This is a genomic window from Streptomyces endocoffeicus (assembly GCF_016741935.1).
In the GTDB taxonomy this organism is placed as follows: domain Bacteria; phylum Actinomycetota; class Actinomycetes; order Streptomycetales; family Streptomycetaceae; genus Streptomyces; species Streptomyces endocoffeicus.
Map to the genome: position 1 here is coordinate 25,797 of NZ_JAERRG010000011.1, position 25,835 is coordinate 51,631.

Sequence of the window (25,835 nt, forward strand, 5' to 3'; positions counted from 1 at the left end):
ATTAGACTGGCTGTACCGCGATTGTTGCGGTCGTCTCCGGCATGCGGACGCGCGTGCCGGTTTGCCTGTCTATGGTCGATGGTGTATCGGCCCGTGGCTGGCTATGGCGATATGTTCCATTTCCCCCATTCAAGGACCGTGATCGACGTGAAGGTCGGCATCCCCCGCGAGGTCAAGAACAACGAGTTCCGTGTGGCCATCACCCCTGCCGGTGTGCACGAGCTGGTCCGAGGCGGCCATGAGGTCGTCATCGAGCGGAGTGCGGGCCTCGGCTCGTCCATCACGGACGAGGAGTACACCGCCGCCGGTGCCCACGTCCTCGGCACCGCCGACGAGGTCTGGGCCACGGCCGACCTGCTGCTGAAGGTCAAGGAGCCCATCGCGGAGGAATACCACCGGCTGCGCAAGGGCCAGACGCTCTTCACCTATCTGCACCTGGCCGCCTCCCGGGCCTGCACCGACGCGCTGCTGGAGTCCGGCACCACCGCCATCGCCTACGAGACCGTCGAGACCGCGAACCGCGCCCTGCCGCTGCTCGCGCCGATGTCCGAGGTCGCGGGCCGGATCGCGCCGCAGGTCGGCGCGTACCACCTGATGCGCTCGGCCGGCGGCCGCGGTGTGCTGCCCGGCGGGGTGCCGGGTGTGGCCGCCGGGCGGGCCGTCGTCATCGGCGGTGGCGTCTCCGGGTGGAACGCCGCCCAGATCGCCATCGGCATGGGCTTCCACGTCACCCTGCTCGACAAGGACATCAACAAGCTGCGCGAGGCCGACCGGATCTTCGGCAACCGGGTGCAGACCATCGCCTCCAACGCCTATGAGCTGGAGAAGGCCGTCCTCGAGGCCGACCTGGTCATCGGCGCGGTGCTCATCCCGGGCGCCAAGGCGCCCAAGCTGGTCACCAACGAGCTGGTGTCCCGGATGAAGCCGGGAAGTGTCCTTGTCGACATCGCGATCGACCAGGGCGGCTGCTTCGAGGACTCCCGTCCCACCACCCACGCCGAGCCGACCTTCGAGGTCCACAACTCGGTCTTCTACTGCGTGGCGAACATGCCCGGCGCGGTGCCGAACACCTCCACCCACGCGCTCACCAACGCCACGCTCCCGTACATCGTGGAGCTGGCCAACCGCGGCTGGCGGGACGCGCTGCGCCGGGACGCCGCGCTGGCCAAGGGGCTCAACACCCATGAGGGTCAGGTCGTCTACGGCCCGGTCGCCGAGGCCCATGACCTGCCCGTCGTCGAACTGGGCTCGCTGATCGGCTGAATGGCGCCCGGAGTTCACCGGACCCGGCCGCCGGGCCCGTTAACCCCGGTTGCCGGACGGTCAACCCGGACCGTCAACCACATGTCAACATCGGGCATCCGGCCGGGTCTTGTCGAAGGACGAGGCCCGGCCGAAGGTGTGTCCGCTGTGCCCCGTATCGCGCGCCGACCACCGCTCGGCCAACTCGCCCTAAATGCAACTATTAAGACGCTTTATGCGGTGGTGAAATCTCCGTGGCACCGTTCACACGCCCTTGACATCGGGGTGTTCGATTGCCGACACATCGTGCCGTGTCCGGTGGATTGTGTTGCTGCGGACCGGTGACACGCCATAGAGTCGCCAACCGTCGGCATGGTGTCACGCTGACCTATAGAGAAATTTCCTGGTCACCAAGGAGGTAGGACGACTTGTGAATGAGTCGACATTTTCTCCCGGGGGTGGTCAACCAGGACCGGCTGCGCGGGGCCAGGGCCCCTCGGGGCTCGAGGCTGTCGGCTCCGTCGCTGTCCGTACCTTCGCAACCCGCCAGAGCCCGACGACAGCCCACCAGAGCCACAGCATGGACGGCCATCACGTGAACGCCATGGCCGGCGACCAGGGGGGCACGGATCCCGCCCGCTTCGCCGACTACGACGACCTCCCCGACGGGCACTTCTACGACCCGGACGCGGAGTACGAGCCAGACCCCGAATACGCGGCCACGCTCGCGCCCGACGCTGCCCGCCAGCGCCGCGAGCGGATCGGCCCCACCGGGCGCCCGTTGCCGTACTTCCCGATCCCCGGGCCGCTGACCGACCACGGTCCCGCGAAGATCATCGCGATGTGCAACCAGAAGGGCGGGGTCGGCAAGACCACCTCCACCATCAACCTGGGCGCGGCCCTGGCCGAGTACGGCCGCCGGGTCCTGCTCGTCGACTTCGACCCGCAGGGCGCCCTGTCGGTCGGCCTCGGGGTCAACCCGATGGAGCTCGACCTCACGGTCTACAACCTGCTCATGGAGCGGGGCATGTCCGCCGACGAGGTGCTGCTGAAGACGGCCGTGCCCAACATGGACCTGCTGCCCAGCAATATCGACTTGTCGGCCGCCGAGGTGCAGCTGGTGAGCGAGGTCGCCCGGGAGTCGACCCTCCAGCGCGCGCTCAAGCCGCTGATGGCCGACTACGACTACATCGTCATCGACTGCCAGCCCTCGCTCGGTCTGCTCACCGTCAACGCGCTGACCGCCGCGCACAAGGTGATCGTGCCGCTGGAGTGCGAGTTCTTCGCGCTGCGCGGTGTGGCGTTGCTCACGGAGACGATCGAGAAGGTCCAGGAGCGGCTCAACCCCGACCTGGAGCTGGACGGCATCCTCGCCACGATGTACGACTCGCGCACCGTGCACAGCCGTGAGGTCCTCGCCCGCGTGGTCGAGGCGTTCGACGATCACGTCTACCACACGGTCATCGGCCGTACGGTCCGCTTCCCCGAGACCACGGTCGCGGGTGAGCCGATCACCACGTACGCGTCCAACTCCGTCGGTGCCGCCGCCTATCGCCAGCTCGCCAGGGAGGTGCTCGCCCGGTGTCACGCCGAGTGAGTCTGCCGGGAGCCGACGAACTGTTCCGCACCACGGGAGGGATGGGCCTCCAGTCCTCCGCTCCCGCCGCCGGGCGCCGCCAGGCGAACGGCGAGGGCCCCCGGGTGCCCCCGCCCGCCGCCGAACCCGACACGGGCGCCGAGCCGCGCGAAGGGCAGGAGCAGCGCGCGGACGGTGAGCAGTCCGGCTCGGGCGAACACACGGGACGGGAGACGGCCTCCCCGGACGCGGTCGGTGAGCGGCGCCCCGCCGCCGGGGACCGGCCCAAGGGCCGCCAGGCCCAGGGCGGTTCGGCCGCGGCCGAGCAGAACGGCCCGGCCCGCCGCCGCGCCCGTACGCCGAACCGCAGGCCCAGCGGGCGCGAGCGCCACGACGAGAAGATCACGGTCTATGTCTCCGCCGAGGAGCTGATGGACCTCGAGCACGCGCGTCTGGTGCTCCGTGGCGAGCACGGGCTCGCCGTCGACCGCGGCCGGATCGTCCGCGAGGCGGTCGCGGTCGTCCTCGCCGACCTCGAGTCGCGCGGCGACGCGAGCATCCTGGTGCGCCGCCTCCGCGGCCGTTGACCGGGCCGGGCGAGATAGCCTGCCCGGTCGTACGGGCTGCCCCGCCCGGCCCTGAGCACCCTGGACCGCGATGCCGACGAACGACACCCCCGCCCCGCCGCCCCGCCCCTCCCGCCGCTCCCTCGGCCGGGGGCCCGGCACGGCGCCGGCCACGACGGGTCCGGACCGGTCCACCGAGCCCACGCCTCCGCAGGAGGCCGCTCAGCGCCCTGCTCCGCCCCTGGCGGCGGAAGCGGTGGAAGCAGCGGCGGAAGAGCCGCAGAACGGCGCACAGGCGGCCCCCGAGGCCCCTGCTGAGCCATCCGAGGCGCCCGCCGCGTCCGGGGCGCCCGCCGCGTCCGGGGCGCCCGCCGCGCCCGAGGTGCCCGCCGCGTCCGAGGCGTCCGTCGCGTCCGCTGCGTCCGCTGCGTCCGCTGCGTCCGAGGCGTCCGCCGCGCCCGAGGCGCGTGAGGCCGTCGTGGAGCCAGAGGCGCCCGAAGCCGCCGCGGAGGAACGCACCGCGCCGGATGCCGAGCCCGAGCCGTCCCCGGCGGCGGCCGAGGCCGTCGCCACGGCCGAGCGGCGGGGCGCGGGCGGTGGGCGCGGCCGTAAGGGGGCCTCGGCGGACGAGCCGGAGCCGGTGCACGCACGGGCCGACCTCGATGCGGCGCCCCCGGCGGGCGGGCACGGCGGTGAGGCGGCCGGGGCGGCGAGCAGCGGGGCTGACGTCAGCGGCGGGACCGAGGCGAGCGGTGGGGGCGAGGGGAGCGGTGGGGGCGGTCAGGGCGAGGCGCGAGCCGAGGACGGCGGCAATCGGTTCACCGTGCGGCTGGCCAACTTCGAGGGGCCCTTCGACCTCCTCCTCCAGCTGATCTCCAAGCACAAGCTGGATGTCACCGAGGTCGCCCTCTCCAAGGTCACCGACGAGTTCATGGCCCATATCCGCGCCATGGGGCCGGACTGGGACCTCGACCAGACCACCGAGTTCCTCGTCGTCGCGGCGACCCTGCTGGACCTCAAGGCGGCCCGGCTGCTGCCCGCCGCCGAGGTCGAGGACGAGGCGGACCTGGCGCTGCTGGAGGCGCGCGATCTGCTCTTCGCCCGGCTGCTCCAGTACCGCGCGTACAAACAGATCGCGGACATCTTCAACGACCGGCTGACCGCCGAGGCCGCCCGTCACCCCCGTACCGTCGGTCTGGAGCCGCACCACGCCGAGCTGCTCCCCGACGTCGTCATCAGCATCGGCCCCGAGGGCTTCGCCAAGCTGGCCGTCAAGGCGATGCAGCCCAAGCCCAAGCCGCAGGTGTACGTCGACCACATCCACGCCCCGCTGGTCAGCGTCCGGGAGCAGGCCGAGGTGGTGGTCGCGCGGCTGCGGGAGCTGGGGGAGGCGAGCTTCGCCGCGCTCGCCGAGGACGCTCCCGACGTCCTTACGGTCGTCGCGCGCTTCCTGGCGCTCCTGGAGCTCTACCGCGAGCGCGCGGTCCTCCTGGACCAGCCGGAGGCGCTCGGGTCGCTCATGGTCCGCTGGACGGGCGAGGCGGGTGAGCGGCCACTGGTCACCGACGAGTTCGACCAGGAGGCCAAGCCCCGTAAGGAGTCCGAGAAGGAGCCCGAGAAGGAGCCCGAGAAGGGGACGGCCACGCCCGAGAAGGAGAAGGAAGAGGTAGCGAGTTGAGCGAGCAGCGGACACCCGCCGGGCTCTCCGAGGTCGCCGAGCTGGATCTCAAGCCCGCCCTGGAGGCCGTCCTCATGGTCGTCGACGAGCCCGCCACCGAGGAGAACCTCGCCAAGGTCCTCCAGCGGCCGCGCCGCGCCGTCGCGGACGCGCTGCGCGAGCTGGCCGACGAGTACGCGACCCAGGGCCGGGGCTTCGAGCTGCGGCTGGTCGCGGGCGGCTGGCGCTACTACACGCGCCCGGCCTACGCCGCCGCCGTCGAGGGGTTCGTCCTGGACGGCCAGCAGGCCCGGCTCACCCAGGCCGCTTTGGAAACCCTCGCGGTGGTCGCGTACCGTCAGCCGGTCAGCCGTTCCCGAGTCTCGGCCGTCCGCGGCGTCAACTGCGATGGCGTGATGCGGACCCTCCTCCAGCGGGGCTTGGTCGAGGAGGCGGGCACGGAACCCGAAACAGGTGCGATCCTGTACAGGACGACGAACTACTTCCTGGAGCGGATGGGCCTGCGGGGGCTGGACGAGCTCCCGGAGCTCGCGCCGTTCCTCCCCGAGGCGGACGCGGTCGAGGGCGAGTCCCAGGAGGGCGTGCCGTCGTTCGATCCGGACGCCATTGACAGCGATGACGCGCAGGTCGACGCAGAACGCACGACGACGTAGAACACCGAGCCGACAGCGGCCCACTCTCAGACGGAAACTTGATGCGAAGCAGCGGCAGGAACAGCAGGGGCAGCGGTAGCGGTAGCGGCGGCAAGAACTACCGGGGCGCGGGGAACAACAGGCGCGACGAGCAGCAGCAGCGCGCCGGCCGCCCCCGCCCCGAAGAGCGCCGCTACGACGTGGGCGGCGGCCCCAAGGCGGGCCCCAAGGGCTCCCAGGGCGGCCCCAAGGGCTCCCAAGGGTCCCAGGGCGGCCCCAGGACGGGCTCCCAGGGTTCCCAGGGTTCCCAGGGCGGCCCCAGGACGGGCTCCCAGGGCGGCGGCCCCAAGGGCGCCCAGGGCGGTCCCAAGGGCGGTGGCGGCGGCCGTGGCCGCAAGCCGGGCCCGGCCCGTCCGCGCGAGTACGAGGCGCAGATAGAGGAGCGCAACCGTGCCCGCCACGACAAGCCGCGGGTCAAGCTGCCCAAGACCTTCGGCGAGCAGGAGGGCGAGCGGCTCCAGAAGGTCCTCGCCCGCGCCGGCATGGGCTCGCGCCGCGCCTGTGAGGAGCTGATCGACCAGGCCCGGGTCGAGGTCAACGGCAAGATCGTGACCGAGCAGGGGCTGCGCGTCGACCCCGAGAAGGACGAGATCAAGGTCGACGGGCTGACCGTGGCCACCCAGTCGTACCTCTTCTTCGCGCTGAACAAGCCCGCCGGTGTCGTCTCCACCATGGAGGACCCCGACGGCCGCCAGTGCCTGGGCGACTATGTGACCAACCGCGAGACCCGGCTCTTCCACGTCGGCCGCCTCGACACCGAGACCGAGGGCATCATCCTGCTCACCAACCACGGCGAGCTGGCCCACCGCCTCACCCACCCCCGCTACGGCGTGCGGAAGACCTATCTCGCCGCCATCCAGGGTCCGCTCCCGCGCGACCTGGGCAAGCGGCTCAAGAGCGGCATCGAGCTCGAGGACGGCTACGCCCGCGCCGACCACTTCCGGGTGGTGCAGAACACCGGCAAGAACTATCTGGTCGAGGTGAGCCTGCACGAGGGCCGCAAGCACATCGTGCGGCGGATGCTCGCCGAGGCCGGTTTCCCGGTCGACAAGCTGGTGCGGACGGCCTTCGGCCCGATCGCGCTCGGCGACCAGAAGTCCGGCTGGCTGCGTCGGCTGACCAACACCGAGGTCGGCATGCTCATGCGCGAGGTCGAACTCTGATACGGACCCGGCGCCCACGGACCCGGCGCCTACGGACCCGGCGCCGCTGACGGCCCCGGCCGTCCGCGGGGCGCCGCGTCTCGCCCAGCGGTCGCCCCGGGAGCCTGTCCGACCCGCTCGTTACGCTGATCGGGAGTGCGGCCGAAACACCGCGGCCGCGCCCGACGCACGACAGGCACAGCGCGCACAGGGAGCGAGACGTGGCGGTACGAGCGGTCCGCGGGGCCGTCCAGCTGGACAGGGACGAGCCGGAGCACATGCATGAGCAGGTCTCCGCGCTGCTGACCGCCATCCTGGAGCGGAACACCCTCGACCCCGATGACCTGATCAGCGTGTGGTTCACGGCCACCCCCGATCTGCACAGCGACTTCCCGGCGGTCGCCGCCCGCAAGCTGGGCATCACCGACGTACCGCTGATCTGCGCCCAGGAGCTGGACATACAAGGGGCGATGCCCCGCGTCGTCCGCATCCTGGCGCATGTCGAGACCTCCCTGTCCAAGTCCGACGTCGCCCACGTCTACCTGGGTGCCGCCGGCTCCCTCCGCAAGGACATCGCCCAATGAGAACCGCCCTCGTCATCGGCACCGGCCTGATCGGCACCTCCGCCGCGCTGACCCTGGTCGGCCGTGGCGTCCAGGTGCACCTCGCCGACCACGACGCGGCCCAGGCGCGCACCGCCGAGGCGCGCGGCGCCGGGACGCAGGCAGAGCCCGAGGGGCCCGTGGACCTGGCGATCGTCGCCGTGCCCCCGGCGTATGTGGCGGCGACCGTGGCCGATGTGCTGCGCCGCGGGCTGGCCCGCGGCGTCCTGGACGTCGCGAGCGTCAAGGGCGGCCCGCGCCGTGAGCTGGAGGCCCTCGGCTGCGATCTGACCCGCTACATCGGCACGCATCCGATGGCGGGCCGGGAGCGCTCCGGGCCGCTGGCCGCCACCGCCGACCTCTTCGAGGGGCGGCCCTGGGTGCTCACGCCCACCGGCGGCACCGACACCGAGGTGCTCAACCTCGCGCTCGAGCTGGTCGCGCTGTGCCGGGCGGTGCCCGTGGTGATGGAGGACGAGGCCCACGACCGGGCGGTGGCGCTCGTCTCGCACACCCCCCATCTGCTGTCGAGCATGGTCGCCGCGCGGCTCCAGGACGCCGATGAGACGGCGGTGCGGCTGTGCGGGCAGGGCATCCGCGACGTCACCCGGATCGCGGCCTCCGACCCCGCCATGTGGATCGACATCCTCTCCGCCAACCCCGGCCCGGTGGCCGATGTGCTCGCCGCCGTCGCCGCCGACCTGGACGAGACGGTGCGGGCGCTGCGCGCGCTCCAGTCCGCCGACGAGGCCAAGCGCGGCGGCGGCGCGGCCGGGATCGAGGACGTGCTGCGCCGGGGCAACGCCGGGCGCGAGCGGGTGCCCGGCAAGCACGGCGCCGCCTCGGCCGTCTATGAGACCGTGACGGTGCTCATCGGCGACCAGCCGGGCGAGCTGGCCCGGATCTTCGCCGACGCGGGCCGGGCGGGTGTCAACATCGAGGACGTCCGGATCGAGCACGCCACCGGGCAGCAGGCCGGTCTGATCCAGCTGGTGGTCGAGCCCTCGGCGGCCCCGGGGCTCACCCAGGCCCTGCGGGAGCGGGGATGGTCCATCCGGCAGTAATGGTCCATCCGGCAGTAGCGGTGGGGCGGACCGCCCACGGCCCCGGCCCCGGGGCCGTCCCCCAGCGGTGCGAAGCCGCCCGGAGGAAGCCAGTAACCTTGTCCGAGGCTCACATGGCCCGTTCAACTCAGCCCCGTGCACACGAAAGGTGTCTGTCACCGTGGAAACCGCCGCCCGGACCGCCCCGGCCGCAGTGATTGTCGCGATCGACGGCCCCGCAGGCACGGGCAAGTCCAGTACCTCGAAGGCCGTCGCCGCCAAGCTGGGCCTGGGCTACCTGGACACCGGCGCCCAGTACCGGGCGATCACCTGGTGGATGGTGGCCAACGGCATCGACGTCGAGGACGCCGTGGCCGTGGCGGACGCCGCCGGCAAGCCCGCCATCGTCTCCGGCACCGACCCGGCCAACCCGACGATCACCGTCGACGGCACCGATGTCTCCGGGCCGATCCGCACCCAGGAGGTCACCTCGCGGGTCAGCGCGGTCAGCGCGGTACCCGAGGTGCGGACCGTGATCACCGAGCTGCAGCGGACCATCGCCGCCGAGGCGCCGCGCGGCATCGTGGTCGAGGGCCGGGACATCGGCACCACGGTCCTCCCGGACGCCGACCTCAAGGTCTTCCTGACCGCCTCCCCGGAGGTCCGGGCGGCCCGCCGCAGCGGTGAGCTGAAGGGCAAGGAGGCCGGCGACCTGGCCAGCACCCAGGCCGCGCTGGCCAAGCGGGACGCCCTGGACTCCGGCCGCAAGACCTCGCCGCTGGCCAAGGCGGACGACGCGGTCGAGGTGGACACCTCCGAGCTCACCCTCGACCAGGTCATCGAGTGCGTGGTCACCCTCGTCGAGGAGAAGCGGACGGTCGCGTGAGCGCCACCGACGAGACCCTGCCCAGCCCCTCCGGGGCCGTCGTGGCGCGCCGGATCGGCATCGGCCTGATGTACGGGCTGTGGCGGCCGCGGGTGCTGGGCGCGTGGCGGATCCCGTCCGCCGGGCCCGTCATCCTCGCGGGGAACCACTCCCACAACGTCGACGGCCCGATGCTGATCGGCACCTCGCCGCGGCCGGTGCACTTCCTGGTCAAGAAGGAGGCGTTCATCGGCCCGCTGGACCCGTTCCTGCGCGGTATGGGGCAGCTGAAGGTGGACCGTACGAGCGCCGACCGCACCGCGATCGGCCAGGCCCTGGGGGTGCTGGAGCGCGGCGGGGTGCTGGGGATCTTCCCCGAGGGCACCCGGGGCGAGGGCGACTTCGCCTCGCTGCGCTCGGGGCTCGCGTACTTCGCGGTGCGCTCCGGCGCGCCGATCGTGCCCGTGGCGGTGTTGGGCACCGCCACCCCGCGCGACGACGGCCGGTCCAGGCCGCTGCCCCGGCTGCGCAGCAGGATCGACGTAGTGTTCGGCGACCCGTTCGAGGCGGGGGACGGCAGCGGCAGGCGGACGCGGGCGGCCCTGGACCAGGCCACCGAGCGCATCCAGAAGCGGCTGGGCGCGCATCTGGGCACTGCCAGGCGGCTGACCGGCCGACCGGATCAGACATAGACCCGCGCACCGCCAGGGGCGGTGCGCGGTATTGAGGGACGACGAGGAAATCTTCATGAACGACCAGATCCACAGCGGCGGCGACGAGCACGGGGAGCTTGGCGACGCCGAGTACGCGGAGTTCATGGAGCTCGCCGTGCAAGAGGGCTTCGACCTGACGGACGTCGAGGGCGACCTCGCCGCGGCGGGGCACGGCCCGCTGCCGGTGCTGGCCGTCGTCGGCCGCCCCAATGTCGGCAAGTCCACCCTGGTGAACCGGATCCTCGGCCGCCGGGAGGCGGTCGTGGAGGACCGCCCCGGCGTCACCCGCGACCGGGTGTCCTACGAGGCCGAGTGGTCCGGCCGCCGCTTCAAGGTGGTCGACACCGGCGGCTGGGAGCAGGACGTGCTCGGCATCGACGCGTCCGTGGCCGCCCAGGCCGAGTTCGCGATCGAGGCCGCCGACGCGGTGGTCTTCGTCGTGGATGCCACGGTGGGCGCCACCGACACCGACGAGGCCGTGGTCAAGCTGCTGCGCCGGGCCGGAAAGCCCGTGGTGCTGTGCGCCAACAAGGTCGACGGGCCCAGCGCCGAGGCAGATGCCGCGATGCTGTGGTCGCTGGGCCTCGGCGAGCCGTACGCGGTGTCCGCGCTGCACGGCCGCGGCACCGGCGACATGCTCGACGCGGTCCTGGAGGCGCTGCCCGAGGCCCCGGCCCAGACCTTCGGGGCGACGATCGGCGGACCGCGCCGGATCGCCCTGATCGGCCGCCCGAACGTGGGCAAGTCCTCGCTGCTCAACAAGGTCGCGGGCGAGGAGCGGGTGGTCGTCAACGAGGTGGCGGGCACCACCCGCGACCCGGTCGACGAGATGATCGAACTCGGCGGCATCACCTGGAAGTTCGTCGACACCGCCGGTATCCGCCGCCGGGTCCACCTCCAGGAGGGCGCCGACTACTACGCCTCGCTGCGCACCGCGGCCGCCGTGGAGAAGGCGGAGGTCGCGGTCGTGCTGATCGACGCCAGCGAGTCCATCAGCGTCCAGGACCAGCGGATCATCACGATGGCCGTCGAGGCCGGGCGCGCGCTCGTCATCGCCTACAACAAGTGGGACACCCTGGACGAGGAGCGCCGCTACTACCTCGAGCGCGAGATCGAGACGGAGCTGGTGCAGATCCAGTGGGCGCCGCGGGTCAATGTCTCGGCCCGCACCGGCCGCCATATGGAGAAGCTGGTCCCGGCGATCGAGACGGCGCTGGCCGGCTGGGAGACCCGCGTCCCGACCGGGCGGCTCAACTCCTTCCTCGGCGAGATCGTCGCCTCCCATCCGCATCCGATCCGGGGCGGCAAACAGCCGCGGATCCTCTTCGGGACGCAGGCCGGGACCCGGCCGCCGCGGTTCGTGCTCTTCGCCTCGGGCTTCCTGGAGGCGGGCTACCGCCGCTTCATCGAGCGGCGGCTGCGCGAGGAGTTCGGCTTCGAGGGGACGCCGCTGCAGATCTCGGTGCGGGTGCGCGAGAAGCGCGGCCGCAAGAAGTAGCGGCGGCGCGGCCGCAAGACATGGCGGCGGCGCGGCCGTAAGAAGCAGCGGTAGCGGTGGCGCGGTCGCGGGACGGAGCGGCGGCCGCGCCGGGGGGCTCACGCCGCCCCGGCCCCCGGCACCGCGTCAGTACGTGTGCCCCGGCTCCTCGCCCCGGCCGGGCGGGAGCGCGGGGACATAGCCGCGGTAGTACAGCTCGTCGGTGTGCCAGGACCCCCCATGGTCGTCCGGGCGGCCGTAGCCGCTGACGAGGCCCCGGGGCTGGCCGATGGCGGCGAACGCCACGAACTCCATGTTCTCCTCGTCCGAGCGGTCACCGGGCAGCGCCCGGAACAGCCTGCGGTACTCCGCGTACAACGCGTCGTAGATCGGCGTGGCGGAGTGGCGCCAAGGATCGTGCGCTGCCTCCAGCGCGGGGCGCATGGCCGGAATGCAGCCGTATGAGGGGGGACGGTAGGAGAGGTCGTATGCGTGCACGTATGTGCCAACGACCCGGCCGCCCGTCGGATGCGGCATCGGTGGCGAATGGGCTGCCCACCAAGGGCCGGTGAGGTCCGGGGGGAAGTCCGGGGGCAGGTCCGGGACGGCGGCGGCCATGGCGGTCATGTGCCCGCGAGCGGCATCGAAGCGCCGACCAGGGCGCCGCGCGCGGCGGCCCGGTCCAGCGCCGCGCGCAGCTGGTCCTCGCGCGGCTGGGTGCCGATCGTGCCCGCGGCCGCGGCGTAGACCAGCACCTTCTGGGAGCGGCCGACGGCGCTCCGCCAGCCCTCGCTGAGCGGCATCGGGCTGTGCGCCTGCCACCAGGCCACCGGGTGGCCGCCGCCCGGCGCCGGCATCAGCACCGCGTGCAGCCGCCCCATGGCCAGCAGCACCGACCAGCCGGGGTTGGGCGCGGGCGGCCGGCCCAGATCGACCACCGGGGCGAACCCCTGCTCGCTGAGGAGCTGCAGGAATTCATCGCCGTGGCCGATCGAACCGGGGCGGATGATCGGGGCGGTCGGCTCCACCACCAGCGCCGCGCACGCCTCCTGACCCACCAGCACCACCCCGCTGGTCACACCGAGCACCGCCTGCTGCGGCACCGGCGCGTGGCCGGACGGGGCCGGGGCGTGGCCGGACGGCGCCGGGGCGTGCGACACGGCGACGGGCGACACCGGCGACGGGACCGGGGCGGGCGACGGGGCCGCGGCAGGGGCCGCCGGGCCGGGGAAGTAGGACGTGGCGGCATGCGACGCGGCGGGCACGGGCGGCGCGTGGGACGCCTCGGCGGTCGGCGGCGCGCTGTCCTCACCCGTGATGGACCGCACCGCACCGCGCAACTGGTCCTCCGAGACCGGGACGACCTGGGAGGGCACGCAGGTGGCGTGCGCGAAGGCCAGCACCGCCGTCTCCTGCCCCACGAAGAGCACGGTGCTGGTGCGCTCCTGCTCGGTGTTGCCGGGAGTGCGGCAGGACGTGCAGTCGTAAGCGCCCGGGGCGTTGTCCCCGGCGAGCAGCCGGTCGGCTTCTTCGTCGCCGATCTCGGCGCGTACGTCATCGCTGACGTCGAGCATGCGCGGCACGGGTGGCTCCTCGGTCTCGGTGGGTGAGCCGAGTGGTTCCCGGCTCATACGTAGACAACGGGCCATGCGGGGCGTGGGTCACGCGTCCGGCCACCCCGCGGTCTGATGCGCCGTCGGGCCGAAAAGTTCCCCCGACTCCCTACCGATTTCACATCTGTTGGGGCACAAGAAGGTGATGAAACCCAACCCTGTGCCACTTTTCACCGTCTTACATCGTGGTAGGCGGACGACACACCCGTCCGCGGGGAAGCAGTGGGATACGGGGCCGGATGCACATCTCTTTCCTTATTCACAACGCGTACGGGATCGGCGGGACGATCCGGACCACGTACAACCTGGCCCGCACCCTGGGGGAGCAGCACGATGTGGAGATCGTGTCGGTCTTCCGCCACCGCGACCAGCCGATCTTCGACCCGGGTCCGCAGGTGCGGCTCAGCCATCTCGTGGACCTCAGGAAGAGCAGCCCGTCCTACGACGGCGCCGATCCGGACCACGGCCGCCCGGCGCAGGTCTTCCCCGCGATGGAGGGCCGCTCCAGGCAGTACAGCGCCCTCACCGACCGCCGTATCGCGGATCATCTGCGCTCGCTCGAGGCCGATATCGTTGTCGGAACCCGGCCCGGGCTCAATGTCCACATCGCCCGGGAGGCCCGTCGCGGTCCGGTACGGGTCGGCCAGGAGCATCTGACGCTCAGCACCCACTCCAAGGGACTGAAGCGGGCCCTGCGCGCCGTCTACCCCCGACTGGACGCGGTGACCACCGTGACCGAGGCCGACGCCCAGACCTACCGCGGCCAGATGCGGCTGCCCGGTGTGCGGGTCGAGGCGGTCCCCAACAGCGTGCCCGCGCCCGGTCTCGACCCCGCCGACGGCACCGGCAAGTGGGTGGTCGCGGCCGGCCGACTGGCCCCGGTGAAACGCTACGACCTGCTGATCCGCGCGTTCGCGAAGGTCAGCGAGGCCCGCCCCGACTGGCGGCTGCGGATCTACGGCGGCGGTGCCCAGCACGCCAAGCTGCGCGCCCTCATCGACCAGCTCGGCCTCTACAACAACGTCTTCCTGATGGGCCCGGCCAATCCGCTCGACCCCGAGTGGGCCAAGGGCTCCATAGCCGCCGTCACCTCCAGCCTGGAGTCGTTCGGCATGACCATCGTGGAGGCCATGCGCTGCGGCCTCCCCGTGGTGTCCACCGACTGCCCGCACGGGCCCGCCGAGATCATCGACAACGGTGTGGACGGCCGTCTCGTGCCCACCGGAGACACCGACGCCATCGCCGCCGCGCTGCTCGACCTCATCAACAACGACGAGCTGCGCCAGCAGATGGGGCAGGCCGCGTTGAAGGACTCGGCCCGCTTCGACCCCTCGCGGGTGGCCGGGCGCTACGAGACGCTGTTCTCCGAGTTGATCGGCCGCAGCGGCCTGCGGGGCTCCCTGCACCGCGCCCGCGGCTCCCTGATCGGTGGCGCGTTCGCCGCCAAGGACTCCCTGCGGAAGGTGCGTGTCGCATGAGTGCGTCGGCACAGGCAACGCAGCACGTCGAGGAGGACGGAATGAGTGAGGCCGCCGAGGCCGCCCCCGCCCGCGCCGACTGCGTGGCGGACTCCGCCGGTGGACTCACCTTCCATATCGCCGACTGGGGCCGCCCCGCCCCGGGCGGCCACGACGACTGGAGCGGGGCGCTGGTGCTGATCCGGCGGGGCGGGAAGGACACCCCCGACGGGGAGGTGCGGCTGCCGCTGGGCCCCACCGCGGACGGCCGGCTCCAGGCCGCCCTGCCCAGCATCGTCGCGCTGCCCGAGGGCCGCTGGGACGTCCATGTGGCCTACCGGGACGCCGAGCCGCGGCGGCTCGCCCCGGGCCTGAACGATCTGCGCTCGCTCGTGGACCGCCGTCCCGGGCCGAGCACCTCCCCGCTGTCCGTCCGCATCCCGTACGCCACCAAGCACGGCAACCTCTCGCTGCGCAGCTGGCGGCGGGCGCCCCACGCCGAGGCCGGGGAGATCCGGCTGGAGGACGACACGATGGCGGTGCGGGGGCGGCTCTACCGCGTCGCGTACCCGTCCGAGTGGCTGGCCGACGCGGTGGTCGAGGCCCGCTGCCGCGGGGGCGAGGCCCCGGTGCGCACGGCACCGCTGGAGGTGGAGGGCCCGGACTTCTCCTTCACTCTCTCCTACGCCGACCTCGCGCGGACCTGGGGCGGCGGCGCGGACGTCTGGGACCTGTGGCTGCGCCCGGCGGACCGGACCGTGGCCCCGGCGCGGCTCGCCCGGATCCTGGACGATGTCGCGGACAAGAAGGAGATCTTCACCTATCCGCCGCGCACGGTGGCCGGTCGGCACGGGGAGGCACTGGCCCGGCCGTACTACACCCGGGACAACGATCTCGCGGTGCGGATCGAGGCGCTCGCCTGAGCCCGGGATCCTGAGAGCCGACCGAGGGCGGCCTTGAGGACGAAGGCTTGAAGACGAAGCCTTGAGGACGAAGCCTTGAGGACGAAGCCTTGAGGACGAAGCCTTGAGGACGAAAGCTGTCCTCGATCGGTGACAGACTCGGCCGCATGCTGGAGACCTCGGCCCGCCTGCTCCGCCTGCTCTCCTTGCTGCAGGCCCACCGCGAATGGTCCGGCACGGACCTCGCCGACCGGCTCGGGGTCACCCCGCGCACCGTGCGCCGCGATGTCGACCGGCTGCGCGAGCTCGGCTACCCGGTGCACTCCGCGCCGGGCACCGGCGGTGGCTATCAGCTGGGCGCGGGCGCCCAGCTGCCGCCGCTGCTGCTGGACGACGAGGAGGCGGTCGCGGTCGCGGTGCGGCTGCGCCAGGCGGCGGGCGGCGGGGTCGAGGGCATCGAGGAGACCTCGGTGCGGGCCCTGGCCAAGCTGGAGCAGGTGCTGCCGGACCGGCTGCGCCGCCGGGTGGGCGCGCTGACCGCCTTCACCGTGCCGCTGTCCGGCTGGAGCGGCGGCCCCGGGGTGGACCCCGCGGTGCTGACCGAGCTGGCCGCCGCCTGCCGGGACTGCCATCAGCTGCGCTTCGAGTACCGCGACCACGGCGGTGCGGTCACCCGCCGCACCGCCGAACCGCACCGGCTGGTCGCCGCGCAGCGCCGCTGGTATCTGGTCGCCTGGGATGTGGACCGCGCCGACTGGCGTACGTACCGGGTCGACCGGATCACCCCGACCCCGCCGCACGGCCCCCGCTTCACCCCGCGCCGCCCGCCCGCCGACGACCTCGCCGCCTATGTGGCCAGGGGCATCACCACCTCCGTCTACGCCCAGCGGGCCACCGTGCTGCTGCGCGTGCCCGCCGAGCGGGCGGCCGAGCGGTTCACGCCCATGGTGGGGGTGCTGGAGGCCGTGGACGAGCACAGCTGTCTGCTGCACACCGGTGCCCACAGCCTCGACGCGCTGGTGATTCACATCGGCTTGAGCGGCTTCGACTTCGAGGTGCGCGAGCCGGTGGAGCTGAACGACACCATCCGGGAGCTCAGGAATCGGCTGGACCGGGCCCTGGGCTGACCGGGCCCCCCGACGTCAGCCGCTGGTCCTTGTCCCGTGTCAGGCCCGCCACCTCGGGATGGTTCAGATCGAAGGCCGGCGACTCGGAGCGGATCCGGGGGAGGGTGAGGAAATTGTGCCGGGGCGGGGGACAGGAGGTCGCCCACTCCAGGGAGCGCCCGAACCCCCAGGGGTCGTCCACCTCCACCTTCTTCCCGTACTTGGCCGTCTTCCAGACGTTGTGGAGGAACGGCAGGGTCGACATGCCCAGCAGGAAGGAGCCGATCGTGGAGACGGTGTTGAGCGCGGTGAAGCCGTCCGCCGCCAGATAGTCGGCGTAGCGGCGCGGCATCCCCTCCACGCCCAGCCAGTGCTGCACCAGGAAGGTGGTGTGGAAGCCGGTGAACAGCGTCCAGAAGTGGATCTTGGCCAGCCGCTCGTCCAGCAGCTTCCCGGTGAACTTGGGCCACCAGAAGTAGAACCCGGCGAACATCGCGAAGACGACCGTCCCGAAGACCACGTAGTGGAAGTGGCCCACGACGAAGTAGCTGTCCGTGACGTGGAAGTCCATCGGCGGTGAGGCCAGGATGACGCCGGTGAGCCCCCCGAAGAGGAAGCTCACCAGGAAACCGACCGCCCACAGCATCGGCGCCTCCAGGGACACCGAGCCGCCCAGCATGGTGCCGATCCAGTTGAAGAACTTCACCCCGGTCGGCACCGCGATCAGAAACGACATCAGGGAGAAGAAGGGCAGCAGAACCGATCCGGTGGCGAACATATGGTGGGCCCAGACGACCATCGACAGCCCGGTGATGGCCATGGTCGCGCCGATCAGCGTCACATAGCCGAAGATCGGCTTGCGTGAGAAGACCGGGATGATCTCGCTGATGATGCCGAAGAACGGCAGCGCGATGATGTAGACCTCGGGATGGCCGAAGAACCAGAAGAGGTGCTGCCACAGCAGCGCCCCGCCGTACCGGGGATCGAAGACCACCGCCCCGAACCGCCGGTCCGCCTCCAGCGCCAGCAGCGCCGCCGCCAGCACCGGGAACGCCATCAGGATCATGATCGAGGTGAAGAGGGTGTTCCAGGTGAAGATCGGCATCCGGAACATCGTCATGCCCGGCGCGCGCATCGCCATGATGGTGGTCAGGAAGTTCACCGCGCCCAGGATCGTCCCGAACCCCGCCAGTGCCAGCCCCATGATCCACATATCGGCGCCGACACCGGGGGAGCGGACCGGGCTGTTGAGCGGGGCATAGGCGGTCCAGCCGAAGTCCGCGGCGCCCCCCGGCACCAGCAGACCGGTCACCACGATCACCCCGCCGAACACATACAGCCAGTACGACAGCATGTTGAGACGCGGGAAGGCCACATCGGGCGCCCCGATCTGCAGCGGCATGATCTCGTTGGCGAACCCCGCGAACGCCGGGGTCGCGAACAGCAGCAGCATGATCGTGCCATGCAGGGTGAACGCCTGGTTGAACTCCTCCCGCGAGACGATCTGGAGGCCCGGACGGGCCAGCTCGGCGCGCATCACCAGCGCCAGTACGCCGCCGACCAGGAAGAAGCCGAACGACGAGATCAGATACAGATGCCCGATCTTCTTGTGGTCGGTGGTGGTGAGCCAGTCCACCAGCACACTGCCCTGCCGCGTCTCCCGTACCGGACCGGCGGCCCGCGCGGTCTCTGTCGCCATCGGGCCTCCTCCGTGTCCTGGGCGGGTATCGCCATGATCACCCGGTGGACGGCGTGAACCGGGGAGCTGTCCCGAGCGTCACTCCCTCGGGGGCAGGAGCGGACCGAGTGGCCCAAGGTCCAGATTGAGATCGGAGGGCGCGATGCCGTAGCGGTCGCAGAGCGTGCCCATCCGGTCCTCCAGGAGCATCAGCGTCAGCCCGATCCGCTCCTCCTGGTCCTCCGTCAGATTTCCCTGGTCCACCCGGCGCAGCGCCTGCCGCTCCATGAGCTGGCGCAGCAGCTCCACGACGGTGAGCACCAGCTTCATCAGATCGCGTTCGACGGTGTCCTGGTCCAGCTCCAGCTTGCGGCTCACGGTTCCTCCCAGGGGGACGGCACATTGGCGTTGACCGAGCTGATGAGCGCGCGCAGATCGATACGGACCAGATCGACGTCGGCGATCCGCAGGGTCAGATCACCGGTGATCACCACGCCGCCCGCCAGCAGCCGGTCCAACACGTCCACCAGGGCGATCTGCTGATGGGCCAGGGGGCCCTCGGGGGCCATCGTCATCCGTCCGTCCCCGCGCTCTCCCCTTCTGTGCCGGAGGTCTCGTCCATGGCGGTGAAGGAGTACGGCGCCCAGGGGCCGGTCAGCTCGACCCGCAGTGCGGGCGTCCGCCCGGCCAGCTCACCGACCCGCTCGGCGAAGTCGGCGCTGTCCTGGCGCCGCACCAGATACGCGGCGTTCAGCACATTGCGGTCGGAGATCCCCGACAGCCGGGGGTCCTGCGGCGGATGCAGCCGGGACTGCTCGGCCAGCCCGCTGAGGGTGTCGTGCACCAGCCGCGCGCCCTCCTCCGTATCGCCCCAGCGTCGCTCGGCGGCCTGTCGCTGCGCCTTGCGGCGGCGCAGATAGTCGCGGCCGGACATGGCGCCCGGGGTGCCCGGGGTGCTCGGGGTGCTCGGGGCGCCCGGGGCGCCCGGGGTGCCCGGGGTGCTCGGGGAGTTCGGGGTGCTCGGGGAGTTCGGGGTGCTCGGGGCGTCCGCCGCATCCGCGGTGTCCGCGGTCCCGGCGGGCGGCTCCTCGGCGGCGGGCCGTGTGGCGTACGCCTTGACGCCCCATTCGACCCGGCCCTCCAGCCGGTCCAGCGCCGAGGCGAACCGCTCCCGCCCGGTGGCGAGCATCCGCCGCAGCCCCTCGTCGCCGTGGCACACGGTGGCCAGCCGGACCGGTATGACACAGGACTCGGCGCCGGCGGTGTCGACCACCCGCTGATGAGCTCGGGCCATCTTCTCCAGCCAGGCCATGTCCTCCAGCCGCTTCCGCAGCGAGCCCTCGTCGTAATCCTCGGCCGGTACGGCGCCCGCCAGCACGGCGAGCCCCAGATGGCGTACGGCGTACACCGGTTCGTCCGCGACGCCGGTCACCCCCTCCAGGGCGGTGAGGGCGTCCAGGGCGGCCTCCGGCGCACCGGTGTCGCGCACGACCGCGTAGGCGTACCGCAGTCCGTCGGTCATTCGGTGGTCTCCCGGTTCTCCCCGCCGGTCACCTCGGCCTTCTCACGGCTGTCCCGGCCGGTCACCTCGGCCTTCCCGCCGCCGTCCACCCCGGTCCGGGCGCGTGACGAGAGCGACGGGTCGTGCTCCCACCAGTCGATGCCCATCTCCTTCGCCTTGTCGACCGAGGCCACGATCAGTCGCAGCTTGATCGTGAGAAGTTCGATGTCGAGCAGATTGATGCGGATATCGCCCGCGATCACCACACCCTTGTCGAGCACCCGCTCCAGGATGTCGGCGAGGTTCGCCCCGCCCTCGCCCCGTCCGGCCAGGCCGTACGACCCCGAGGAGCCGAGCGACGACGCCGGTGAGCCATAGGCACCGGCCGTCGGGGCCGCACCGCCCCGGGTGGTCACAGAGTCCCGTTCGCCCACTGGCGCGCCTCCTCCAACCGGTCGAGCAGCGCGTCCTCCTGCCGCTCGAACTCCTTCTCATCGATCACGCCCTGGTCGAGCCGGGTCTCCAGCTCGGCCAGGGCGCGCTGGATGTTGGCCGGGTCGTAGTACTCCCGCTCCGCCGCGGCGACGACCTGCCTCAGCACCCAGCCGATCATCAGCATCAGGACTCGACGAAGCTGTACGGCGGCAGCGGACCGTTGATCCGCAGCTTCAGCCAGGGGTGGGCCCGCTCCAGTTCGGCGGCCGCCGACAGCAGCGGATCGGCGGCGTCCTTGCCGAGCAGCAGCGACAGGCTCACAAACCAGCCGCCGCTCTCCGGGCCGGGCCGCACATCCTCGGCGGTCGGCGCCAGCGCCTCCTCCACCAGCTTCGCGTCCCGCACCTCACGGGCCCGTACCGCGCCCGCCATCAGCTCGCCGAAGCGCACCCGGTCCTCGTAGGTGCCGCCGCCCGCCGCCCGGTTGGCCTCCGCCATCATCCGCAGCTCCGGCTCCTCGGCGAGCACCTGGTGGAGCACCGAGTCCTCGTCGTGCACGGCCTTGACGTTGTACTCCACCCGGTCGGTCAGCCGGTTCAGCTGGTCCTGGTAGCGGTCGGCGTGCTCGGCCAGCACGCTGCGGACGTCGTCGTCGCTGGAGGAGACGCTGCCGAAGCGCATCGGCAGCACCGCGCGGGAGTCGCTGACCTCGGTGAGCACATGCTGGTGGGCCAGCAGATCGCGGCGCCGGGGCTTGAGCTCGGGCGGGCAGTCGCTGACGATCGCGGCCAGCTCGCCCTCGTTCAGCGCCCGGACCGGCAGCGGGGGGTCGCCGATGCCCAGCAGCCGATCGCCCAGGTCAGGGACCTCGCCCCGCGCGATGCCGTAGACATACGTGGTCATGAGGACTCCTCGGACTTCCGCGGTGCCGCCTTACGGGCCGGACGGCGCCGACGCGGCTCCTCCTCCTCATCCTCCTCCGACGGCCGGATCGCGTCGGCCACGGACTGGGCGGCCTTGGAGACGGTGTCCCCGGCGCCGGAGAGGGCGCCCTTGGTCTTGGCCCGCGCGCCGTTCTCGGTGATGCCCTCGACGACCTCGGGCAGTCCGGGGGACTTGTTCGGGCCCGACTCCAGGTCGAGGCGATTGCACGCCTCGGCGAATCGCAGATAGGTGTCGACGCTCGCGACCACGATCCGAATATCGATCTTGAGTATTTCGATGCCGACCAGGGAGACTCGGATGAACGCGTCGATCACCAGCCCTCGGTCGAGTATGAGTTCCAGGACGTCGTACAGGCCGCTGGAGCCGCCCCCGCCCCTGGATTGCTGTGCCGGGACAACAGTGGTCATGTCGAGTGGGTTCCTCTCGTTTCCGGTGGCGTCCGGTCGTTTCCGGTGGCGTCCGGGCCCCCGCCGACCGCCGACGTCAGCGGCGGTCGCTCCGGCCGCGCTCATAGCGGCGGAGGCGTCGGTAGCCGGTCAGCAGGCCGTCCGGGTCGAGGGTCACCTCGTACAGGGCCATCAGGCTCATCGTCTCCGGCACCCGGGCCAGCTCCGTCACCTCGGCCTCCAGCAGCCACCCGTCGTCGGTCCGCTCCAGCCGGGGGAGGGACTCGGGGTACAGGCCCGTCAGCTCGACGAGCTGCTCACGGGCGGCACGCAGGAGTGCCAGCGGACTCGTACCGCCGGCCGCCGTCTTCTCGGGGGTCTCATCGGATCTGTCAGTCATGTTGGCTCCGGGGCGGCGGGTACCGCGTCCGGGTGGGGGTAAACCTCGGGCTTCGGCCCCCGGCGATTTGTGGTGGAAATGTGCGCTCCGGAGGGGTCCGGGCCATGCCTTTCCGGCCGCCTCGGGAATTGTTCGACAGATCTCGCCCGCGCACCGCTGCCCATACCGGAGCCGACCGTTTGGCGCGGGATATCGACGGAAACTCGCAATCATCTTCGAGGCGTCAACACAAGCCCCGTAAGAGTGATGAAGTCGTTCACAAACCCGGGCGTGTTTTCTGTGACACAAGTGTGACGAATGGCGGCCATGAGAGGCATGGGGCGGTGGTAGTCCCGCGGCGGTCCAAGACAACTCTGGGTTTGCCACCCGTAGGGAGCCACCTACGGTGGCTCTCATGGGACCTGTACCGAACCTTCCGGCCGAACCCGACGACGACCTCGACAGCTATGTGGGCCTCGATGCCGGCACCGCCGAGGAGAGGGCGCGCGCACGCGGCTGGAGCACCGTACGGACGCTTCCGCCGGGCGCGATCATCACCATGGAGTATCTGAAGGGGCGGATCGACTTCGAGGTGGACGAGGGCACGGTGAAGCGGTGCTGGCGCGGCTGACCGGGCGCGGCTGACGGGCCGACCGCCGACCGCCGACCGGCCCGAGTCCGCGCCGATGCGCCGGTGCGCGCCTGTGCGCGCCGATGCGCCGGTGCGCGCAGATGGGCCGGTGGGGCCGGTGCGTCCGGCACGGATACGACGACGGCCCCGGAGCGCTCTCGGCGGAGCGTTCCGGGGCCGTGGTGCGGGTGCGACCGGTCGGCGCGGGGGAGGGAGTGCGTACCGCCCCGCGGGCCGGTGAGGTGGCTCAGCCTCCGGTGGCCGTCCGGCCCCGGGAGGCGCCGGACGGGCCGAAGGGCGCCGTGGCGCGTGGCACCCGGTCGGCGTGCGGCGGCCGTCGGCTGCCGACCGGGGTGACCGGGGTGCGCTCGGAGCGCACCGTGTGCTGGCGGACCGGGTGCAGGGGCCGCCCGTCGGGGCTCCGGCCGGTGGCGGAGCCGGGCCGGACCACGGCCACGGTCTCGCGGGTGGGCAGCTCGTCGTCGCGGGCGGTGCGCGGGGTGGCCAGCGGGGTCCCGGCGACCGGCCGACCGGACGGCACCGGCACGGGCACCCGGCGCTCGCTCAACCGGCGCCACAGGGTCAGCAGCAGCACCTCGGCGCGGGCCATGGCGGGCTCCAGCCAGGGCAGTGCCAGCAGCACCAGCACTCCGGCGGCCCAGCCCAGCACCACATCGCTCAGCCAGTGGGTGCCGAGGTAGACGGTGGTCATGCCGACCCCGAAGGCGAAACCCGCGGCGATCAGCGAGGCGACCCTGCGGGCCACCGGGGTGGTCGCCAGATAGGCCAGAATGCCCCAGGTGACCACGGCGTTCGCGGTGTGACCCGAAGGAAATATATCGCCGGTGCCCCACATCTCATTGGACCCGACGGTGGTCGCGTAGTGCGGACCGAGCCGGCCGAAGCCGATCTTCACCGCGCCCACGGTGGCGTTCAGCAGCAGCAGGGAGGTGCCCAGCGCCAGCAGCGGGCGCAGGGTGCGCTGCCGGTAGCAGCACCACCCCAGCCAGGCGGCGACGGCCACGGCGGTGGGCCCGCGCTGGCCCATGACCACGAAGTAGTCCAGGAAGGTGTGGAACTCGGGCCACTGCTTGTAAGGCCGGAAGAGCATGACCTGCCAGTCGAGCTTCACCAGCCATGAGGTGGTGAGCACGCCGATCACGGTCGCCGCGTAGACCGCCAGCGTGGTCCCGAGCAGCCAGAAGCGTGTTCGGGTCATCCGCGGTCGCGCGAGATCGGGCCTTCGCTCCTCGGTCGTGGGGAGCTTGTCTTCGGTACGCACCTAATCGACGTTACATTGCGTGACAGGTGGGTTCAGTCGATCAGGTCGCTTTGTGATGACGATGTGATGTGGAGTGCGTCTCGTCCACGGCTTTTGGCCGCGCCCTTTCCAAGGAATGCACGAGGCCCCGGGACTTTTCTGCTCGCGGCCTTCCAATGGGCGTGTCTCAGGGACTTTATGGAATTCTTACAGGGCCTGTTTATCGCCTATTAGCCATAGCGTTCCCCGAAGTTTCCCTAGGTGTCGCCGGGTGGCCGGGAGTGATCGTCGGCGAGGCTCCGTCCGGCCGCTCGGGGTGGCCGGATCGCGGCGGTGGCCGGATCAGGGCGGCCCGGAGCCATGCAGCCAGAAGGCCCCGTACACGGCCGAGGCGAGCCCCACCGACCCCAGGATCAGCGCGCTGCGCACCGGGCGCAGCCGGGCCAGGGCGACCGCGATCGGCAGCAGCAGCGGGAAGGCCGGTATCAGCAGCCGGGGCTTGGAGCCGAAGTACCCCTTCGCAGCCAGCGCCAGGACGAGCACCGCCCCGCCGTAGGCCAGCAGCGGCAGCGGCTGGCGCTGCCGCACACAGCGGACCGCGAGCCAGATCAGCGCCCCGACGCCGAGCAGCAGCCCCAGCCCGCCCACGAAGGGCGGCTCGATCAGCAGCCCCCCGATGAAGCCCGCGAAGGCCAGACCGCCGTCGAAGCCGTTGCCCCAGCCGTTCTGCACGTCGAAGTAGCCGGTGACGCTTCCGGTGCGGAGGGCGACCCACACCACGTAGCCCAGCCAGCCCAGCGGCGCGAGCACGACGCCCGCGAGCAGACTTCGATCGTTCCGCCACGCCTGGCGCCAGCGCCCGTCCGGCAGCAGCTCCACGGCGGCCGCCACCCAGACCGCCGCGACCACCGCCGCCCCCACCGGCCGGGTGAGCCCCGCGAGCGCCGCGCACAGCCCCGCCCACAGCCATCGGCGGGTGAGCGCCGCGTAGACCCCCCAGGCGGCCAGCGCCGTGAACAGGGACTCCGAGTACGCCATCGACTGCACGATGCCGACCGGCAGCACACCCCACAGCACGGCCAGCGTGACGCCCACCCGCCGTCCGTACAGCAGATCCCCGATCGCGAAGATCCCCCAGGCGGCGAACAGGGACGTAACCGAGCTCACCAGCAGACCGGCGTCGGCCGCGCCCAGCGGGGCTATGGCCGATATCACTCGCTCCAGCGCCGGGAGCAGGGGGAAGAACGCCAGGTTGGAGTGGACCGCGCCGTCGGGCAGATGGAGCGTGTAGCCGTACCCCTCCTCGGCGATGCGGGTGTACCACAGCGAGTCCCAGCGCGCGGAGAGCAGCTGGTGCGGGCTCTTGTCCGCGAAGGCTCCCCAGATCGCGAGAACCACCAGCCCGAGCAGGCGCGTCCCCGCATATGCGAGCAGTGCTGGAGCGGCCCGGCGCAGCGCTCGACCAGCGGCGCGGCCCGGTCGGCCGTCGTCGCTGAGCGGCGCGGTGCCGGCCTGGGCGAGATCAGTCACGGCGACGATTATCAAGGATGTTCCGGGCTACTCGCGGGGCCTGTGGACAACCCTCCGCGGAGAGGCCGCGGAGGCTGTGGACAACTACGTCGGGGGAACCGCGGACGACAACGGAGGACGGACGGCGGACGGCAACGGAGGACGAACGGAAGACGGCCACCGGTGGACCACGGGTGGACCACCGGTGGGACGCGGGTGGGACGCCGGGAGGACACAGGAGGGACGGCGGACGGACGACAGACGGACGGGGGACAGGGCGAGGGACAAAAGGGGAAGTCTGGAACGTACGCTTCCGTAACCATCCGCAGGAAGGTCCCAACATGACCTGCGGCACACGGCTCGCGCGGGGACTCGCGTACCCTGACCTCTCACTCGCGCCTTCGCCACCGGGGTCACCCGGACGTCCCTGCGACGT

General features: G+C 71.9%; 28 protein-coding genes. 15 read left to right on the forward strand and 13 right to left on the reverse strand.

Features of this window, described 5'->3' with window-relative positions; all coding sequences use genetic code 11:
• Nucleotides 1-147: 147 nt before the first annotated feature.
• From ald to der, 11 genes are all read left to right on the forward strand, one after another.
• Entirely contained in the window at nt 148-1,263 is a 1,116-nt protein-coding gene (gene ald / locus JK364_RS26020; protein WP_201853966.1) for an alanine dehydrogenase, read from the forward strand.
• 559 nt (nt 1,264-1,822) lie between these two features.
• Complete coding sequence (locus JK364_RS26025) at nt 1,823-2,839, forward strand: ParA family protein (protein ID WP_020872375.1); 1,017 nt, start codon at nt 1,823-1,825, stop codon at nt 2,837-2,839.
• Nucleotides 2,824-3,405, forward strand: a complete 582-nt coding sequence (locus JK364_RS26030) for a hypothetical protein (RefSeq protein WP_201853716.1) — start codon at nt 2,824-2,826, stop codon at nt 3,403-3,405. The genes JK364_RS26025 and JK364_RS26030 overlap by 16 nt, the downstream gene beginning before the upstream one ends.
• A gap of 70 nt (nt 3,406-3,475) precedes the next feature.
• Nucleotides 3,476-5,062 (forward strand): segregation and condensation protein A, encoded by a 1,587-nt coding sequence (locus JK364_RS26035; RefSeq protein WP_201853717.1) that lies wholly within the window; start codon nt 3,476-3,478, stop codon nt 5,060-5,062.
• Nucleotides 5,059-5,715: an SMC-Scp complex subunit ScpB gene (scpB, locus tag JK364_RS26040; protein WP_201853718.1), complete on the forward strand. Its 657-nt coding sequence runs from the start codon at nt 5,059-5,061 to the stop codon at nt 5,713-5,715. The genes JK364_RS26035 and scpB overlap by 4 nt, the downstream gene beginning before the upstream one ends.
• Nucleotides 5,716-5,756: 41 nt before the next feature.
• Nucleotides 5,757-6,917: a pseudouridine synthase gene (locus JK364_RS26045; protein ID WP_201853719.1), complete on the forward strand. Its 1,161-nt coding sequence runs from the start codon at nt 5,757-5,759 to the stop codon at nt 6,915-6,917.
• Nucleotides 6,918-7,117: 200 nt separating this feature from the next.
• Nucleotides 7,118-7,480, forward strand: a complete 363-nt coding sequence (aroH, locus tag JK364_RS26050; RefSeq protein ID WP_020872380.1) for a chorismate mutase — start codon at nt 7,118-7,120, stop codon at nt 7,478-7,480.
• A complete protein-coding gene (locus tag JK364_RS26055) occupies nt 7,477-8,562 on the forward strand; it encodes a prephenate dehydrogenase (protein ID WP_201853720.1) in 1,086 nt (361 codons plus the stop codon). The genes aroH and JK364_RS26055 overlap by 4 nt, the downstream gene beginning before the upstream one ends.
• A gap of 160 nt (nt 8,563-8,722) precedes the next feature.
• Nucleotides 8,723-9,427 carry a (d)CMP kinase gene (cmk, locus tag JK364_RS26060; protein WP_201853721.1) on the forward strand — a complete coding sequence of 235 codons (705 nt, stop codon included), beginning with the start codon at nt 8,723-8,725 and terminating at the stop codon, nt 9,425-9,427.
• On the forward strand, nt 9,424-10,098 hold the full coding sequence (locus tag JK364_RS26065; protein WP_307841384.1) for a lysophospholipid acyltransferase family protein: 675 nt from the start codon (nt 9,424-9,426) through the stop codon (nt 10,096-10,098). The genes cmk and JK364_RS26065 overlap by 4 nt, the downstream gene beginning before the upstream one ends.
• Before the next feature lie 55 nt (nt 10,099-10,153).
• The gene (der, locus tag JK364_RS26070) at nt 10,154-11,617 is read left to right on the forward strand and encodes a ribosome biogenesis GTPase Der (RefSeq protein ID WP_201853723.1); all 1,464 of its coding nucleotides are present in this window, start codon (nt 10,154-10,156) and stop codon (nt 11,615-11,617) included.
• A 126-nt stretch (nt 11,618-11,743) separates the two neighbouring features.
• On the opposite strand, the gene JK364_RS26075 is transcribed toward der, so the two are convergent.
• Entirely contained in the window at nt 11,744-12,040 is a 297-nt protein-coding gene (locus JK364_RS26075) for a hypothetical protein (RefSeq protein ID WP_372461989.1), read from the reverse strand.
• A 179-nt stretch (nt 12,041-12,219) separates the two neighbouring features.
• Nucleotides 12,220-13,179, reverse strand: a complete 960-nt coding sequence (locus JK364_RS26080) for a DUF8842 C-terminal domain-containing protein (RefSeq protein ID WP_201853967.1) — start codon at nt 13,177-13,179, stop codon at nt 12,220-12,222.
• 269 nt (nt 13,180-13,448) lie between these two features.
• On the opposite strand from JK364_RS26080, the gene JK364_RS26085 reads away from it, so the two are divergent.
• The 3 genes from JK364_RS26085 (at nt 13,449) to JK364_RS26095 (ending at nt 16,695) form a co-directional block, all read left to right on the forward strand.
• Nucleotides 13,449-14,687 (forward strand): glycosyltransferase family 4 protein, encoded by a 1,239-nt coding sequence (locus JK364_RS26085; protein ID WP_201853724.1) that lies wholly within the window; start codon nt 13,449-13,451, stop codon nt 14,685-14,687.
• Between the two features lie 41 nt (nt 14,688-14,728).
• The gene (locus tag JK364_RS26090) at nt 14,729-15,589 is read left to right on the forward strand and encodes a hypothetical protein (RefSeq protein ID WP_201853969.1); all 861 of its coding nucleotides are present in this window, start codon (nt 14,729-14,731) and stop codon (nt 15,587-15,589) included.
• Between the two features lie 146 nt (nt 15,590-15,735).
• Nucleotides 15,736-16,695, forward strand: a complete 960-nt coding sequence (locus JK364_RS26095; RefSeq protein ID WP_201853725.1) for a helix-turn-helix transcriptional regulator — start codon at nt 15,736-15,738, stop codon at nt 16,693-16,695.
• On the opposite strand, the gene ctaD is transcribed toward JK364_RS26095, so the two are convergent.
• From ctaD to gvpO, 9 genes are all read right to left on the reverse strand, one after another.
• Nucleotides 16,664-18,373, reverse strand: coding sequence for an aa3-type cytochrome oxidase subunit I (gene ctaD / locus JK364_RS26100; protein ID WP_201853726.1), 1,710 nt, complete (start codon nt 18,371-18,373; stop codon nt 16,664-16,666). The two genes, JK364_RS26095 and ctaD, sit on opposite strands and share 32 nt — an antisense overlap.
• A gap of 78 nt (nt 18,374-18,451) precedes the next feature.
• Nucleotides 18,452-18,730 carry a gas vesicle protein K gene (locus JK364_RS26105; protein WP_201853727.1) on the reverse strand — a complete coding sequence of 93 codons (279 nt, stop codon included), beginning with the start codon at nt 18,728-18,730 and terminating at the stop codon, nt 18,452-18,454.
• A complete protein-coding gene (locus JK364_RS26110) occupies nt 18,727-18,927 on the reverse strand; it encodes a gas vesicle protein (protein WP_014059691.1) in 201 nt (66 codons plus the stop codon). The genes JK364_RS26105 and JK364_RS26110 overlap by 4 nt, the downstream gene beginning before the upstream one ends.
• Entirely contained in the window at nt 18,924-19,874 is a 951-nt protein-coding gene (locus JK364_RS26115; protein ID WP_201853728.1) for a GvpL/GvpF family gas vesicle protein, read from the reverse strand. The genes JK364_RS26110 and JK364_RS26115 overlap by 4 nt, the downstream gene beginning before the upstream one ends.
• Nucleotides 19,871-20,185: a gas vesicle protein gene (locus tag JK364_RS26120; RefSeq protein WP_201853970.1), complete on the reverse strand. Its 315-nt coding sequence runs from the start codon at nt 20,183-20,185 to the stop codon at nt 19,871-19,873. The genes JK364_RS26115 and JK364_RS26120 overlap by 4 nt, the downstream gene beginning before the upstream one ends.
• Before the next feature lie 80 nt (nt 20,186-20,265).
• A complete protein-coding gene (locus tag JK364_RS26125; protein ID WP_372461990.1) occupies nt 20,266-20,454 on the reverse strand; it encodes a gas vesicle protein GvpG in 189 nt (62 codons plus the stop codon).
• Nucleotides 20,455-20,471: 17 nt separating this feature from the next.
• Nucleotides 20,472-21,191, reverse strand: coding sequence for a GvpL/GvpF family gas vesicle protein (locus tag JK364_RS26130; RefSeq protein WP_201853730.1), 720 nt, complete (start codon nt 21,189-21,191; stop codon nt 20,472-20,474).
• Entirely contained in the window at nt 21,188-21,640 is a 453-nt protein-coding gene (locus JK364_RS26135) for a gas vesicle structural protein GvpA (RefSeq protein WP_201853731.1), read from the reverse strand. Before JK364_RS26135 ends, JK364_RS26130 begins: the two co-directional genes overlap by 4 nt.
• Before the next feature lie 76 nt (nt 21,641-21,716).
• Nucleotides 21,717-22,019, reverse strand: coding sequence for a gas vesicle protein GvpO (gvpO, locus tag JK364_RS26140; protein ID WP_201853732.1), 303 nt, complete (start codon nt 22,017-22,019; stop codon nt 21,717-21,719).
• 394 nt (nt 22,020-22,413) lie between these two features.
• On the opposite strand from gvpO, the gene JK364_RS26145 reads away from it, so the two are divergent.
• Nucleotides 22,414-22,629, forward strand: a complete 216-nt coding sequence (locus JK364_RS26145) for an I78 family peptidase inhibitor (RefSeq protein WP_201853733.1) — start codon at nt 22,414-22,416, stop codon at nt 22,627-22,629.
• A gap of 247 nt (nt 22,630-22,876) precedes the next feature.
• On the opposite strand, the gene JK364_RS26150 is transcribed toward JK364_RS26145, so the two are convergent.
• Nucleotides 22,877-23,911 (reverse strand): phosphatase PAP2 family protein, encoded by a 1,035-nt coding sequence (locus JK364_RS26150; RefSeq protein WP_201853734.1) that lies wholly within the window; start codon nt 23,909-23,911, stop codon nt 22,877-22,879.
• 321 nt (nt 23,912-24,232) lie between these two features.
• Nucleotides 24,233-25,420, reverse strand: coding sequence for a putative hexosyltransferase (locus JK364_RS26155; protein WP_201853735.1), 1,188 nt, complete (start codon nt 25,418-25,420; stop codon nt 24,233-24,235).
• Nucleotides 25,421-25,835 lie beyond the last annotated feature (415 nt).